Genomic DNA, 14190 nt, shown 5'->3' on the forward strand with positions numbered 1-14190 from the left:
CCGCGACCAGGTGCAGGAGAATTGACGACGTGGAGTTCGGCATCCTGGGGCCGCTGGTGGCGCGGCCGGGCGACGGCGGCGAGCCCGTCGCCGTCGGCGGGCCGCGGCAGCGCGCGCTGCTCGCGATGCTGCTCCTCGACGCCGGCCGGCTGGTGAGCACGGAACGCCTCCTCGACGGCCAGTACGGCGACCACCCACCCGCCGGCGCGGCCAACGCCGTGCAGGCACAGATCTCCCGGCTGCGGCGAGCCCTGCCGGCCGGCCTGATCGAGTCGCACGGCACCGGCTATCGCCTGGCCGTCGACCCCGGCGACGTCGACGCCCACCGTTTCGAGCGGCTGGCCAGAGAGGGGCGCAGGCTGTTGACCGCCGGCCCGCCCGCCACGGCCGCCGCCGTCCTGCGCGAAGCGCTGGAGCTGTGGCGCGGCCCGGCCTTCGCGGACGTGGCCGACGCGCCGTTCACCGGGCCGCACGCGGCGCGACTGGAGGAGTTGCGGCTGGCGGCGACAGAGGACCTGTCCGAGGCCGAACTGTCCCTTCCCGGGGTACGGCCGGTGGCCAGGCTGCGTGGGCTGGTCGACGCCCATCCCCTGCGCGAACGCGCGCGCGGCCTGCTGATGCGGGCCCTCCACGCGGCCGGACGCCCGGCGGAGGCCCTCGCCGTCTACGAGGAGGGCCGGCGGGTGCTGGCCGGCGAACTGGGCACCGACCCCTCACCCGAGCTGTCCGCCCTCCACCTGGAACTCCTCCGCGGCGAACGCCCTCAGGAGCCCGTGGGCTGGACCGCGCCGCCCGCCCAGCTGACCAGCTTCGTCGGCCGCGAACCCGAACTCGCCCACCTCGCCACCCTGCGGGACGCTCGCCTGATCACCGTCATCGGCCCAGGCGGCACCGGCAAGACCCGCCTGGCCCTCCACTTCACCACCCGCAGGAGTGCCCACACCCCCACCACCGCCCCTCGCAGCGAGGCAAGCCCCCATGGAGGTGGGCACGACACCCCCGCTACTGACGCCGGTGCGTACGACGGGGTGTGTTTTGTTGATCTCGGGGTGGTCGACGGAGCCGGACGGGTGGCTGAGGCGGTGCTCGGGGCCTTAGGGGTACGGGAGCCCGCGGTGCGGCCGCTCGCCGCGAGCGGAGATCGCGATTCCGTCGAACGGCTGCTCACGGCGCTCGCAGAGAAGCACGTCCTGCTCGTCCTGGACAACTGCGAACACGTCGTCGACGAGGCCGCCGCGCTGGCCCACCGCCTGCTGGCCGGCTCCCCCGGGCTGACCGTCCTGGCCACCAGCCGTGAGCCGTTGGGGATCACCGGTGAACGGCTGGTCCAGCTGGCTCCGCTGCCCACTCCGTCCCCCGACGAGCCCGTCGCCGACCCGCTCGCGTACCCGGCGGTAAGGCTGTTCGCCGACCGGGCGGCGGCCGTACGGCCGGGGTTCGCGCTCGGCCCGCACAACCTCGACGCGGTGCTGCGCATCTGCGCGGCGCTCGACGGGCTGCCGCTGGCCCTCGAACTGGCCGCGGCCCGGGTGCGGACGTTCGGGGTGGCGGAGATCGCCGACCGGCTGGCCGAGCACGGCCGCTTCAGGCTGCTCTCGCGCGGCGACCGTACGGCCGCCGCCCGGCACCGGACGCTGCACGCCGTCGTGGAGTGGAGCTGGGACCTGCTCGACGCCGAGGAGCAGGCGCTGGCCAGGAGGTTCGCGGTGTTCTCCGGGGGCGCGACCCTGGAGGCGGTCGAACGGGTCTGCGGCCCCGGCAGCGCGGAGACGCTCGCCGGCCTCGTCGACAAGTCGCTGGTCGAGACCGACGGCGAACGCTACCGGATGCTCGACACGATCCGGCTGTTCTGCCTGGCGCGGCTGACCGATTCGGGCGAGGAGCACGCGCTCCGGCAGGCGCACGCCGCCTGGTTCCTGGAGTTCGCGCGGCGTGCCGACGAGCATCTCTACCGCCACGAGCAGCTCGAGTGGCTGGCCAGGCTGTCGGCCGACAACGCCAATCTGCAGGCGGCGCTGCGCTGGAGCACCGAGCACGACCGTCCGACGGCGTGGCGGACGGTGGCGGCGCTGGCGATGTACTGGTGGCTGAGCGGCCGACGCGGCCAGGCCACCCGTCACGCCGTACACCTCCTCACCTCCACCGAGCACCCGGCCGGCGTCGAGCCGCCCGTCGGGCTGGACGAGGAGTACGTGCTGGCCGTGCTGCACGCCGTACCCGAGACCGGGTCGCCGCACTGGGAGCGGGCCTGGGAGATCGTCGAGTCGCTCGACCGGCCGATGCGGTACCGCTTCGGCGCCGCCCTCTGGGGCATGATCGCCGGACCGCCCAGGAGCGGGCCGCAGGACGCTCCCGGGCGGGTCATCCTCGGCTCCGACCCGTGGAGCCGGGCGCTCGGAAGGCTCAGCATCGGCCTGATGCTGCTGATCGGCGGCTCCCCCGCCGACGCGGAACGAGAGCTGGAGCAGGTGCTCGCCGACTTCGGCTCGGTGGGTGAGCGCTGGGGAAAGGCGCAGGCGCTCGGCTGGCTCGCCCTGCTGGCGAGCTGGCGTGGCAACTGGACGCGCGCCTTCCGGCTGTGGGACGAGGCACTCGTCCTGCTGGAGGAGCTCGGCGCGCTCGACGAACTGGCCGACACGCTGTGCCAGCGGGCCGACGCGTACGTACGGGCGGGCGACGTCCGGGCGGCCCGCGCCGACCACGAACGCGCGGGCGAGCTCGAACGGCGGCTGGGCAGGCCCGAGCTGATGGCCTGGGTACAGCTCGGGCTCGGCGAGCTGGCCCGCCACGCCGGCGACCTCCCCGAGGCGGCGCGCCGGCTCGAAGCGGCGCAGGCCGGTTCGGCGACCGGCGCGTTCACCGCCGACGGCACCAGATCCCGCGTCCACACCGCCCTCGGCCGCCTCGCGGAAGCACGAGCCGCCACCATGACGAAGGCACGGGACGCCGCACGGCTCGTGGAGGAGGCGGCCCGGCTGCATGGCATGGCTCTCCGAGCGGCCCTCGGCTCCCCCGTGGCCGCCGACCTCGCTCAGGTGGCCGAGGGGCTCGCCGGGCACCTCCTCACCGCGACGGCAACAGCACCGCTCGACCCCTCGACAGGCCAGGCGGCCGAACAGGCGGCGGAGTTGCTCGGCCTCGCGGTGGCGCTGCGGGGCCTCGCCGTGGCCGGCGACCGCGACGTCGCCGCGACCGCCACCGAGGCCACCCGGCTCTTGGGCAGGGAACGCTTCGCGTCCGCGTACGCCAGAGGCGCGACGATGAGTCACGACCAGGCGAGGACGACTCTCCAGGAGGCGGCCACCCACCTGACCGCGAGGCACGACCGCTGACGGTCCGCGAGGTGGTTGTCAGCACGTGGTCGTCGGGTTGTCAGCGGGCGCTACGAGCCTCGGGGCATGCGAAACGGAAATGTTCTCATCTCGGGCGGCGGCATCGGCGGCCCCGCACTCGCTCACTGGCTCGTCCGGGCCGGATTCACCGTCACGGTCGTCGAGAAGGCCCCCGCCCCGCGCCCGGGCGGCCAGGCCGTCGACTTCAAGGGCGAGACCCACTTCACCGTCCTGACCCGCATGGGCGTCCTCGACGACGTACGCCGCCTGCGGACCGGCGGCGTCGACCAGGAGATCGTGGACGCGGCGGGCCGCAGGCTCGCGGTCATGTCGGGCGAGTTCACCGGCGGCGACCTGGAGATCCGGCGCGGCGACCTGTCCCGCGTCCTGTACGAGCGCACGGCCCCGCACTGCGAGTACCTCTTCGGCGACTCGATCACCTCGCTCACCGACACCCGCAACGGCGTCCACGTCACCTTCGAGCGCTCGGCACCCCGGACGTTCGACCTGGTCGTGGGGGCGGACGGCATCCACTCGTCGGTGCGCCGCCTCGCGTTCGGCCCGGAGGCGGACTTCGTCCGCCACCTCGGCTACCACTACGCCCTGGCCGAGGTGGACGAGGACTTCGGCCCGCCGAGCATGTACAACGAGCCTGGCCGGATGGTGGCGGTGGGCGGGCCGAAGTCGCCGGCGTTCTTCGTCTTCGCCTCCGAGCCGCTCGACTACGACCGGTACGACGCCGGACAGCAGAAGGACATCCTGGCGCGCGCGTACGCGGGCATGGGCTGGCGGACTCCGGAGATCATCAACGCGGTGCGCCGCTCCGGCGACGTCTACCTCGACTCGCTCAGCCAGGTCAGGATCGACCGCTACAGCGCGGGCCGGGTGGTGCTGCTCGGCGACGCCGCGTACGGCAACACGCTGGGCGGTTTCGGCACCGGGCTGGCGATGGTGGGCGCGTACGTGCTGGCGGGTGAGCTGGCCGAGGCGGCCGGCGACCACCGCGCGGCCTTCGCCGCCTACGAGCGGCACATGCGCCCGTACGCCAAGATCGCGGAGAACGGGAACGCGGGACCTTTCATGGCCCCTCCCACGAAGGCGAGGATGTGGGCGCGGAACCTGGTGTTCCGGAGTTCCTTCCTGCTCCGCATGATGATCAAGATGGGTGACAGCTTCGCCACCGACATCGACCTGAAGGACTACCCCGCTCTCACCAAGTGAAATGAAACACGTTTCATCTCGATCGTCCGTGACTGTCTCTTGACCGAAGATCTTACTGTGTCGGGATCGCCGCCACCGCGCCGAACAGCGGCCGATCGGCAGGCTGGAACGCGTTCTCTCTCAGGGTGGCACTGGCGCTCGGCCCACGCTTTCAGAAAGTATGGGGACCAAGAGTTGCACCCTCCTCCGGAGGGACCGGAAATACCACCTCACGACCGATGCGCTCATGGTGGGAGCCTGTGCATCCTGGTGAGGACGGGTCCGGTGCGGGACTCGTACCGGACCTGAGAGGAGCACGGGGGCATGGATCACATGGAAGGCCGACCGACTGTGATCTTGGACAACGGCGTCGTGGGCCAGATCATGCTGGCCCACCCGTCCAGGCGCGACCTCGTGCTCGTGCTGGGCATGGACGGCACCCTGCTCAGCTGTGCGCTCGAGGACATCGCCTGCGTGGTCGGCGGCGACCCGCTCTGCCGCGACGGCTGACGCCCCGGGGTCACCCCCGCGAGACGATGCCGGCGAACAGCCCGGCCGCGGCGAAGTCGTTGGTCAGCCGGTTCTTGGTGAGCGCGAAGGCGGTACCCGTGGCGGTGTCGGCCCAGGCGGCGCTGCCGCCGGCGCCCGACATCCCGAAGACGGTCGGGCTCTGCTCCGCCGTCGAGGCCGGTCCGCCGATGCCGTAACCGAGGCCCCAGGTCGTCGGCATGCCGAAGACCTCGTCGATCCCGTCCGACGCCACCGCCGTCGCCTCGCGCAGCCGCTCGGGCGAGACCAGCCGCACGCCGTCGACCTCGCCGAGCAGCGCGGCGTACATCCGGGCGATGGCGCGCGCCGAGGTCTTGCCGCCGGCCGGGATGTCGGCGGCCAGGTAGTCGGGGCGGTTGCCGAGGTCGGCGTTCGGCATCAGCGTCATCGGGGCCGCCTTGAACATCGGCAGGTCGGCCGGCATCTCGCCGAACGCCGACATGTCCATCGGCGCGTCCTCCAGCCGGGCCAGCCGGTGGTGCTCCTTGTCCGGCATCCCGAAGTAGAGCTCGTCGGCCACGCCCAGCGGCCCCGTGACGTCCTCACGCAGCACCTGCGAGATCGGCTTGCCGGTGACCCGCCGGACGATCTCGCCGACCAGGAACCCGAACGTGAGGGCGTGGTAGCCCATCTTCGTGCCCGGCTCCCACCACAACTCGGCGTCCTCCAGCGCGGCGGTCATCTTCTCCCAGGTGCAGACGTCCTCGGGCGTGGTGTCGAGGGGGACGCCGGGCACGCCCGCCGTGTGGGAGAGGACGTGGCGCACGGTGATGCCCTGCTTGCCGTGCCGGGCGAACTCCGGCCACAGCTCGGCCACCGGCGTGTCGTAGCCGAACAGGCCACGCTCGGCCAGCACGTGCGCGACCGTCGCGGTGGCGCCCTTGCCGATGGAGAAGTTGTAGAAGGGCGTGTCATGCGTGACGGGCCGCCCGGTCTCCGGGTCGGCGACCCCGGCGACCACGTCCACGATCTGCACGCCGTCGCGGTAGACGGCCACCTGGAGCCCACGCTCCTCGCCTGACTCGACCAGCTTGTCTGCGGCTGCCTGCACCTGCTGCTGGAGGTCGCTCATGACCTTTTCCTCTCCTCGGGGGGAACTAGACGGTACAGTACTGACTCAGTACGGAACTGTCTAGTACTCTTCTCCGCAGGGACGACGAGAGGGCGGTTCATGGAAGACAACAGCCGAACGGCACGCAAGCGGGCGCAGATCGTGGAGGCGGCGCGGCCGGTGTTCCTGCGCAACGGCTACGTCGGCGCGAGCATGGACGAGGTGGCCGCGCTGGCCTCGGTGTCGAAACAGACCGTCTACAAGCACTTCACCGACAAGGAACAGCTCTTCACCAGCATCATCATGGACACCACCGCCCAGGTGGAGGGCCTGACCAAGATGATCACGGCGACTCTCGACGGCGACGGCGACCTGGCGGGCGACCTGCGCACGCTGGCCCGCGGCTTCCTCGGCGCGATCCTGGAGCCCGACCTGCTGCGCCTGCGCCGCCTCGTCATGGCCGAGGCAGAACGCTTCCCCGATCTCGGCCGCACCTGGTACGAGCAGGGCTTCGAACGCTCACTCAAGACCCTCGCGGCAGCCTTCTGCCGGCTGGCCGAGCGCGGCGCGCTCCGCCTCGACGACCCCGAGCTCGCCGCCGAGCACTTCGTCGGCCTGCTGCTGTGGATCCCGGTGAACAAGGCCATGTTCCGCGGCGGCAACGACCTCTACACCGAAACCGACCTCGACCGCCTGGCCGAGGCCGCGGCCGCGGCGTTCCTGCGCGCGTACGCTAGTCGAGAAACCGCCTGAGCCCGTCGGCCAGGGCCCTGGCCATGCGTTCGCGGAACGCCGGCCTCGACATCTTGGCCGCGTCGCCGCGGTTGCGCATGTTGCCGGCCTCGATGAACACCGCCGGCCGCTTCGACAGGTTGAGCCCGCCCAGGTCCGTACGCCGGTTCAGGCCGTTCGTCCCGGTGTAGTTCGCGTACGGGATGCCGGTGCCGGCGCGGTAGGCGTCGCGGACGGCGCGCCCCAACCGGCGCGACGGACCCACCACGTCGTCGTTGTGCCCCGGCAGCAGCCCGGGAATGATCACGTGGAACCCGTGCCCGCTCGGCCGCGCGCCGTCGCCGTGGATCGACAGCACCGCGTCGGCCTTGGCCTTGTTGCCGATGGCGGCCCGCACGTCGACGCACGGGCCGACCCCCTTGTCGTTCGGGCGGGTGAGCACCACCGTGGCGCCCATGCCCTCCAGGATCGGCTTGAGCCTGGAGGCGACGTCCCAGGTGAAGGCGTGTTCGGGGTATCCGGCGTCAGTGGCGGTGCCGACGGTGTTGCACGCCTTGCGCCCGGTGATGATGTCGACCTGGCGGTTGATCTCCCGTGGGTGCGCGGCGTTGCCGCCGTTGTGACCGGGGTCGATCACCACGACCTTCCCGTCCAGCGGGCGCGCGGCGGGCGGAGAGTCCAGCGGACGTTCGGCGGGCGGAGAGTCCAGCGGGCGCGGAAGGTCCACCGCCGCGCGCTCCAGCGGCGGCGGCGCGATGTTCCCGCACCCCGCCGCGAGCGTCACGAGGGCCAGCACCGCGGCCCGATAGGCAGACACGAAACTGACCGTACCCTTCCTGACCTGCGGCTACGCTCGCTTGGTGATCAAATACGGCGGCAGCGCCAGCGCGTGCAGACCGGTCTTGCGCAGGGTCTCGATCGCGTGCTCGGGCGTCTCGGCCGGCGGCTCGCCCGGCCCGCTCAGCGAGGTGTTCACCAGCACCGGCACTCCGGTCCGCCGCTGCCAGGCGCCCAGCAGGTCGTACAGGAACGGCGCGGCCTCCCGCTCGACCGTCTGCGGCGCGGCCCTGCCGTCCACGCGCGTGACCGCGGGCAGCAGGTCGCGGCACGCGGGCCGGACGGGGACGGCGTACTGGCGGAACGGGGTGGGCCGGTCGAGCTCGAAGTAGCGTCCGGCCTGGTCGGCCGGCACCACAGGGTCGAGCGGACGGAACCACTCGCGGCCCTTGACCTCCCGGTTCAGGTAGTCGCGCATGCCGGGCCTGCGCGGGTCGGCGAGGATGCTGCGGTTGCCCAGCCCGCGCGGCCCCGACTCGCCCCGCCCCTGGTGCAGCCCCACCGTCTGCCCGTTCGCGAGCAGCGCCGCCATCGCCTCCACGAGGGCGCCAGGCCGCTCGGCGTGCAGCCCGTCGGGCAGTCCCCGCACGGCGGCCTCGACGGCGGCGGGGTCGGGGTCGGGGCCGAGGAAGTCGTCGGTCCACCGGAACCGGCTGCCCACGCCCAGGCAGGTGATCATGCCGTACAGCGCGGAGCCGAGGGCGGTGCCGCCCGCGTGCGGGCTCGGCGGGACGAACAGCTCGCGGAACGGCGACTCGCGCAGCAACCGGCCGTTGGCCGTGACGTTCAGCGCCGCGCCGCCCGCGAACACGAGCGCGTCCAGCCCCGTACGGTCGTGCAGCCATTCGGCGAGGCGGCCGAGGGCCCGCTCGAAGGCGCGCTGGCCCGCGGCGGCCAGGTCGGCGGCCCGCCGGAACTCCTCCCCGCCAGGCTCGTAGGCGCCTGCCGCGCCGAACGCCTCCATCCAGGCGGCAGGGATGTGCACCTCGTGGCCGCGTACGTCGAGGTCGGGCAGGCCGAGCGCGTCCGGGTCGCCGTGCGGGGCGAGGCCCATGACCCTCTCCTCGTCGCTCTCCCCTGGCCACAGGGCTGCCGACAGCAGCGCGGAAAAACACCCGAGCCCCGCCGGACGCGCCCAGTCGCCGTCCCAGAGCTGCTTGGCCACGCACTCGATCCTGCCGCGCGCGCAGCGGTAGAACGACGCGACCTCCAGCAGTTCGGAGTCGGTGCCTGGCGGCAGGTCGAGCTGCTCGGTGAAGTCCCTGACCCGGCTGCCGCGCGCGTCGATCACCAGGCCCGCCGCCTGCTCGTACGGCGAGGGGTAGAAGGCGCCGTAGAGGTGGGCGAGGTGGTGCGAGAGCAGCGCGATCGGGGCGCCGTGCCGCAGGCTGAGCGTCTCGCGCAGCTCCCCGTGGTAGGCGCTCGCGTGTTCCATCTCGGTGTCGCAGGAGTAGCTCTCCACGATCAGGGAGACAGGCTCCTTGAGCTGCGGCAACGCGGGCAGGTAGGTGTCGGGCAGGTCGCCGAGACGCCCCCAGTGACCCCTGCGGCGGGTGATGCGGTCCTTCTGCAGGCTGTACATGCCTGATTCGCCCACCGCGACGGCGAGCGAGCCGTCCTGCGTGCGATTGATACCGACAACGATGGGAACGTCCGCCATCTTCGGTGCCTCCTGGTGCTGATCAAGGGCACCATTACCCCAGGCATGCGCAAGACGATCTCCCAACCGCGTAAGGGACCCGTCAGTACTTTCCCGATTGACCGGCCGCAGCCGACCGAATTATCTTCGGTTCCAGTGACCCCGCCGACAGGATCTTGACGCGGCGACCACCCTCGAGGAGCCCCGCGTGAACCTTCCCCCCACCGGAGTGCCCACCGGCGACCTGCTGGCCGAACTGGTCCGCCTCAAGCAGCACGACCTGCCCGTACGCGGCGGCCAGGTGACCGCGTACGTCTACGACACCGGCCGGGCCGAGGTCAACGACGCCGCGACGCGGGCGTACCTGGAGATGCTGGAGGTCAACTGCCTCGACCCCACCGCCTTCCCCAGCGTGGTGGAGATGGAACGGCAGGTCGTCGGCGCGGTCGCCGACGTGCTCGGCGGCGGCCACGGCATCTTCACCAGCGGCGGCACCGAGTCGATCATGCTGGCCGTCAAGGCCGCCCGCGACACCGCCTCGGCGGCGCGGAGATCCGGCACGCCCAAGCTGGTGCTGCCGGTCACCGCGCATCCCGCCTTCCACAAGGCCGCCCACTACCTCGGGGTGGAGGTCGTGGCGGTGCCGGTCGACCTGGAGACGTACAAGGTACGGCCCGGCGACGTCGAGGCGGCCGTCGACGCGGACACGATCCTGGTCGCCGTCTCGGCGCCGTCCTATCCACAAGGGGTGGTCGACCCGGTCGCGGAGGTCGCGGCGGTGGCCGCGGCGGCGGGCGTTCCCTGCCACGTGGACGCGTGCGTCGGCGGATGGCTGCTGCCGTGGCTGCGCGAGGCGGGCGCGGCGATCCCGCCGTTCGACCTGTCGGTGCCCGGCGTCACCTCGATCTCCTGCGACCTGCACAAGTTCGGCTACGCGCCGAAGGGCGCCTCCGTCGTGCTGTTCGCCGATCCTGCGATGCGGCGGGCGGCGTACTTCGCCTCGGCGGCCTGGCCCGGCTACACGATCATCAACGCCACCGTGCAGAGCTCCAGGTCGGCGGGCCCGCTCGGCGGCGCCTGGGCGACGTTGCGCGCGCTCGGCCGCGAGGGGTACGTCGAGCTCGGCCGCGCCACGCTGGCCGCCACGAAGCGGCTGCGCGAGGGCATCGCCGCGGTCCCTGGCCTGCGCGTGCTCGGGGAGCCCGAGTCGTCGCTGGTGGCGTTCACCGGGGACGACATCGACGTGTTCGTGCTCGCGGACGAGGCGCGGGCCAGGGGCTGGTTCCTGCAGCCGCAGCTCTCGTACGCCGGCATCCCCGCCAACCTGCACATCACGGTCACGGGGGTCACCCTGACCGGCGTCGAGGCCATGCTCAAGGTCATCGCCGAGTCGGCCGCCGCCGCCCGCGAGCGCGGGCCCGTCCAGCTGCCGGACGGGCTGGTCGACCTCGTGGCGGGCCTCGACCTCGACGCGCTGGACGACCCGAGCTTCGCCGAGCTCGCCGCCGCGGTGGGTGTGGACCTGCGGCCGGGTCAGGGCCAGCCGGAGATGGCGGCCGTCAACACCATCCTGGACGCCCTCCCCGCCGCCTCACGGGAGTCGGTCCTCGTTCGCTTCCTGTCCGTCATCTACAGCCGGTGAAGCCCCACATTTCACACAAGTTCACCTGATTCACGAGTAATTCCAATTGTCGGAATCGGGTCAGAGGCCTGTCGTAGCGTGCTCCCCGTCCTGCCCGTGAACGAGGAGCACCCATGACTCTCGTCCGCACGCGATCAGCAGCCCTCGCCGGCTGCCTCCTGGCCGTCCTGCTCGTGGCCGCCCGGCCCGCGTGGTCGGAGGCCAGGGACGCGCCGTTACCCGCCGCCTTCGCCAAGGCCGCCGCCGCGTACGACGTGCCCCGCGACCTGCTCGTCGCCCTCGCGTACGCCGAGACCCACCTGGACGGCCACGGCGGCGAGCCCAGCGCCAGCAACGGCTACGGCGTCATGCACCTGGTCAGCAACCCGGCCAACCGCTCGCTGGAGAAGGCCGCCGAGCTGACCGAGCTTGCCGAGGGCAGGCTGAAGTCCGACGACGAGGCCAACGTCCTCGGCGGCGCGGCCGTCCTGCGCTCCCACGCCGACCGGCTCGGCCTGGACGCCACCGCCAGGAAGGACCCGGGCCGCTGGTACGGCGCCGTCGCCGCGTACGGCAACGCCTCCTCCGCCGCGCTGGGCCGCCTGTACGCCGACGCGGTCTACGAGGGACTCGGCCTCGGCATCGACGCCCGCGGCGTGCGGGTCGAGCCGCAGGAGGTCACCGCCGACCGCGGCGAGTACGCCAAGGCCCGCGACCTCACCGCCGCCGACGCGGCCGGCGCCGACTACCCGGGCGCCGCCTGGACGCCCGCGAACTCCGGCAACTACCGCGCCGCCGGCCGCGAGAGCAGCCACAACATCGACCGGGTGGTCATCCACGTCACCCAGGGCTCGTACGCGGGGACCATCTCCTGGTTCCAGAACCCCAGCGCCCGGGTGTCGGCGCACTACGTGGTCAAGTCGTCGAACGGCGCCGTCACCCAGATGGTCCGCGACAAGGACATCGCCTGGCACGCCGGCAACTCGTCGTACAACAACCGCTCGATCGGGATCGAGCACGAGGGCTTCGTGAACGATGCCTCGTGGTTCACCGACGCGATGTACCGCGCCTCCGCCGCCCTGACGCGCCACCTCTGCGACAAGTACGGCATCCCGAAGAACCGCACCGGCATCGTGGGCCACAACGAGGTGCCGGGAGCGACGCACACCGACCCGGGCCGCAACTGGAACTGGACGACGTTCATGAAGTACGTGACCGGCAGCAGCACGCCCGCGCCCGCGTTCAGCACCACGATCGACAACGCCACGTCGGGCCGGTTCACCGCGAGCGCCAACTGGGGCACCTCCACGTTCTCCAGCCGGCGGCACGGCGCCGACTACCGCTTCGCCGCACCCGTCGCCGCCAGCGACCCGGCCTGGTACACGGCGACCATTCCCAGCGCGGGCACGTACCGGGTCGAGGTCTGGTACCCGGCCGACCCCGGCTACAACAGCGCGGCGCCGTACATGGTGGCGACGCCCAGCGGCAACCGGACGGTGTACGTCGACCAGCGGTCGGGCGGCGGCGCCTGGCGCACGATCGGCACGTTCCAGCTCCGCGCCGGCACGTACAAGGTGGTCGGGGTGAGCCGCTGGACCTCCGGCACCGGCCACGTGATCGCCGACGCCGTCCGCATCACCCGCTGACCCGCACCTGAGCAGGCACCTGCGGCCTCCTCGCCGTTTCTCCTGAAGATACGTGTGATTAGACGTATAGTGACGTGCAGACCGCAAGTCACACAGGAGGATCCCATGGGACGTCACGCAGAAGACCCGGAGAGCCAGAAAGTGGTTCCCTTCGACCCCAAGAAGCGCCAGGACACCGACAGCGCCGACCACAACGAGACCCCGTCCGGCAAGCACAGCGACCACGGCAAGGGCGGCAAGAAGTGAACGACCTCGCCGCCCGGATAGACCACATGCTCTCCCTGAGCGATCTCCCGGAGAACACCCCGGACGAGATCAGGAGCGCGATCCGCGCCGTACCCCGCCACCAGTTCATCCCGGTGGTCGCGCTGGTCACGCCGCCCGGCACCGCGCCCCGTCTGATCGACAGGGACGCCGACCCACGCGCGTGGTGGGACGCCGTCTACTCGAACACGCCTGTCATCACCCAGCTGAACGACGGCGCCACCCCGGTGCGCGACCTGATCGGCCGCTACACCTCCTCCGCCTCCGCCCCGAGCACGGTCGCCGACATGCTTACCCTGCTCCGCCCGGCTCCCGGCCACCGCGTCCTGGAGATCGGCACCGGCACCGGCTGGACCAGCGCCCTGCTGTGCCACCTGGTCGGCGGACGCGGTCAGGTCACCTCGATCGAGATCGACCAGACGGTCGCCGAACAGGCCGCCAAGAACCTCGCCGGCGCGGGCGCGCCGGTGACCCTGGTCGTCGGCGACGGCGCGCTCGGGTGGCCGCCGGGCGAGCCGTACGATCGGGTGCACGTCACCTGCGGCGTCCGGACGGTGCCGTACGCCTGGGTCGAGCAGTGCCGGCCGGGTGCGGTGATCGCGCTGCCGTACTGCCCCGACTTCGGCGGCGGCCATTCACTCAAACTCGTGGTACGCCCCGACGGCGTGGCGATCGGCCGCTTCCCCGGCAACGCCTCCTACATGATGTCGCGCCCGCAACGTCCCCGCCCGACCCTCGAAGCGCGCGGGCCTCACGAGCAGCGCAGCGCGACGACCCGCGTCGACCCGCGCACGATCGCCTACGCGCCACCGGGCGCCGACCTGGCGATCTCGGCCCTGACCGGCCTGGTGTCCAACTTCAGCGCCGAGACCGACGAGGACGGCGACTGCTTCCGGCTCTGGATCTCCGATCCGACCGACTCCTACTCGTGGGCCGGGGTGCTGTGGCGGCCGAACCGGAAGGACTACGAGGTGTACCAGGTGGGCGACCGTCCCGTCTGGGACGAGGTGCTCGACGCGTACTCCCGGTGGGTCGGCTGGGGCCAGCCGGGACGCGACAGATTCGGCATGACCCTCACCCCCCACCACCAACACATCTGGCTCGACTCCCCCGACCACCCCCTCCCCTGACCCCCACCCGACCCCGACCTGACCCCCCACCCGACCCCGACCTGACCCCCCACCCGAAAGCGCGCGGAAACCCTCCCCCGACTGACCCGCGTTGTTCCTGGCCCCCCACCGGACGCATCGCCCCCCGACACACCCCGCCCCCGCCCCCGGCGGCCCGGCGGGGCTTTTCACGCTTGCGGGAAGTGCTCA

The 14190-nt window shown here is 72.2% G+C and carries 11 protein-coding genes; 8 read left to right on the forward strand and 3 right to left on the reverse strand.

Features of this window, described 5'->3' with window-relative positions; all coding sequences use genetic code 11:
• Positions 1-29 precede the first annotated feature (29 nt).
• The 3 genes from BLR04_RS18310 (at position 30) to BLR04_RS39765 (ending at position 5042) form a co-directional block, all read left to right on the forward strand.
• Positions 30-3332: an AfsR/SARP family transcriptional regulator gene (locus BLR04_RS18310; RefSeq protein ID WP_090766347.1), complete on the forward strand. Its 3303-nt coding sequence runs from the start codon at positions 30-32 to the stop codon at positions 3330-3332.
• A gap of 66 nt (positions 3333-3398) precedes the next feature.
• Entirely contained in the window at positions 3399-4553 is a 1155-nt protein-coding gene (locus BLR04_RS18315; protein ID WP_090766350.1) for an FAD-dependent monooxygenase, read from the forward strand.
• A 303-nt stretch (positions 4554-4856) separates the two neighbouring features.
• Complete coding sequence (locus BLR04_RS39765; RefSeq protein WP_143022092.1) at positions 4857-5042, forward strand: hypothetical protein; 186 nt, start codon at positions 4857-4859, stop codon at positions 5040-5042.
• A gap of 10 nt (positions 5043-5052) precedes the next feature.
• Here the strand turns inward: BLR04_RS39765 and BLR04_RS18320 are convergent, their stop codons facing one another.
• Entirely contained in the window at positions 5053-6153 is a 1101-nt protein-coding gene (locus BLR04_RS18320) for a serine hydrolase domain-containing protein (protein WP_090766353.1), read from the reverse strand.
• A 99-nt stretch (positions 6154-6252) separates the two neighbouring features.
• On the opposite strand from BLR04_RS18320, the gene BLR04_RS18325 reads away from it, so the two are divergent.
• Positions 6253-6885 (forward strand): TetR/AcrR family transcriptional regulator, encoded by a 633-nt coding sequence (locus BLR04_RS18325; protein WP_090766357.1) that lies wholly within the window; start codon positions 6253-6255, stop codon positions 6883-6885.
• On the opposite strand, the gene BLR04_RS18330 is transcribed toward BLR04_RS18325, so the two are convergent.
• Together BLR04_RS18330 and BLR04_RS18335 are read right to left on the reverse strand one after the other, a co-directional pair.
• Positions 6866-7681, reverse strand: a complete 816-nt coding sequence (locus BLR04_RS18330; protein ID WP_245740321.1) for an N-acetylmuramoyl-L-alanine amidase — start codon at positions 7679-7681, stop codon at positions 6866-6868. The two genes, BLR04_RS18325 and BLR04_RS18330, sit on opposite strands and share 20 nt — an antisense overlap.
• A 30-nt stretch (positions 7682-7711) precedes the next feature.
• The gene (locus BLR04_RS18335; protein WP_090766360.1) at positions 7712-9361 is read right to left on the reverse strand and encodes a carbamoyltransferase C-terminal domain-containing protein; all 1650 of its coding nucleotides are present in this window, start codon (positions 9359-9361) and stop codon (positions 7712-7714) included.
• 187 nt (positions 9362-9548) lie between these two features.
• On the opposite strand from BLR04_RS18335, the gene BLR04_RS18340 reads away from it, so the two are divergent.
• The 4 genes from BLR04_RS18340 (at position 9549) to BLR04_RS18350 (ending at position 14001) form a co-directional block, all read left to right on the forward strand.
• Positions 9549-10982 carry a pyridoxal phosphate-dependent decarboxylase family protein gene (locus BLR04_RS18340; RefSeq protein ID WP_090766363.1) on the forward strand — a complete coding sequence of 478 codons (1434 nt, stop codon included), beginning with the start codon at positions 9549-9551 and terminating at the stop codon, positions 10980-10982.
• Between the two features lie 113 nt (positions 10983-11095).
• Positions 11096-12607, forward strand: coding sequence for a golvesin C-terminal-like domain-containing protein (locus BLR04_RS18345; RefSeq protein ID WP_090766366.1), 1512 nt, complete (start codon positions 11096-11098; stop codon positions 12605-12607).
• Positions 12608-12712: 105 nt separating this feature from the next.
• Positions 12713-12853, forward strand: coding sequence for a hypothetical protein (locus tag BLR04_RS40715; protein ID WP_176903152.1), 141 nt, complete (start codon positions 12713-12715; stop codon positions 12851-12853).
• Between the two features lie 26 nt (positions 12854-12879).
• A complete protein-coding gene (locus BLR04_RS18350; protein ID WP_090766369.1) occupies positions 12880-14001 on the forward strand; it encodes a methyltransferase domain-containing protein in 1122 nt (373 codons plus the stop codon).
• Positions 14002-14190 lie beyond the last annotated feature (189 nt).

Origin of the sequence: Nonomuraea maritima, from assembly GCF_900100395.1 — a bacterium.
Lineage (GTDB): Bacteria > Actinomycetota > Actinomycetes > Streptosporangiales > Streptosporangiaceae > Nonomuraea > Nonomuraea maritima.

What these genes read in the sequence shown, in the direction of transcription:
- BLR04_RS18315 (WP_090766350.1), top strand. Translation starts at nt 3,399, where the DNA reads ATGCGAAACGGAAATGTTCTCATCTCGGGCGGCGGCATCGGCGGCCCC.
- BLR04_RS39765 (WP_143022092.1), top strand. Translation starts at nt 4,857, where the DNA reads ATGGATCACATGGAAGGCCGACCGACTGTGATCTTGGACAACGGCGTC.
- BLR04_RS18320 (WP_090766353.1), bottom strand. Translation starts at nt 6,153, where the DNA reads ATGAGCGACCTCCAGCAGCAGGTGCAGGCAGCCGCAGACAAGCTGGTC.
- BLR04_RS18325 (WP_090766357.1), top strand. Translation starts at nt 6,253, where the DNA reads ATGGAAGACAACAGCCGAACGGCACGCAAGCGGGCGCAGATCGTGGAG.
- BLR04_RS18335 (WP_090766360.1), bottom strand. Translation starts at nt 9,361, where the DNA reads ATGGCGGACGTTCCCATCGTTGTCGGTATCAATCGCACGCAGGACGGC.
- BLR04_RS18345 (WP_090766366.1), top strand. Translation starts at nt 11,096, where the DNA reads ATGACTCTCGTCCGCACGCGATCAGCAGCCCTCGCCGGCTGCCTCCTG.
- BLR04_RS40715 (WP_176903152.1), top strand. Translation starts at nt 12,713, where the DNA reads ATGGGACGTCACGCAGAAGACCCGGAGAGCCAGAAAGTGGTTCCCTTC.
- BLR04_RS18350 (WP_090766369.1), top strand. Translation starts at nt 12,880, where the DNA reads ATGCTCTCCCTGAGCGATCTCCCGGAGAACACCCCGGACGAGATCAGG.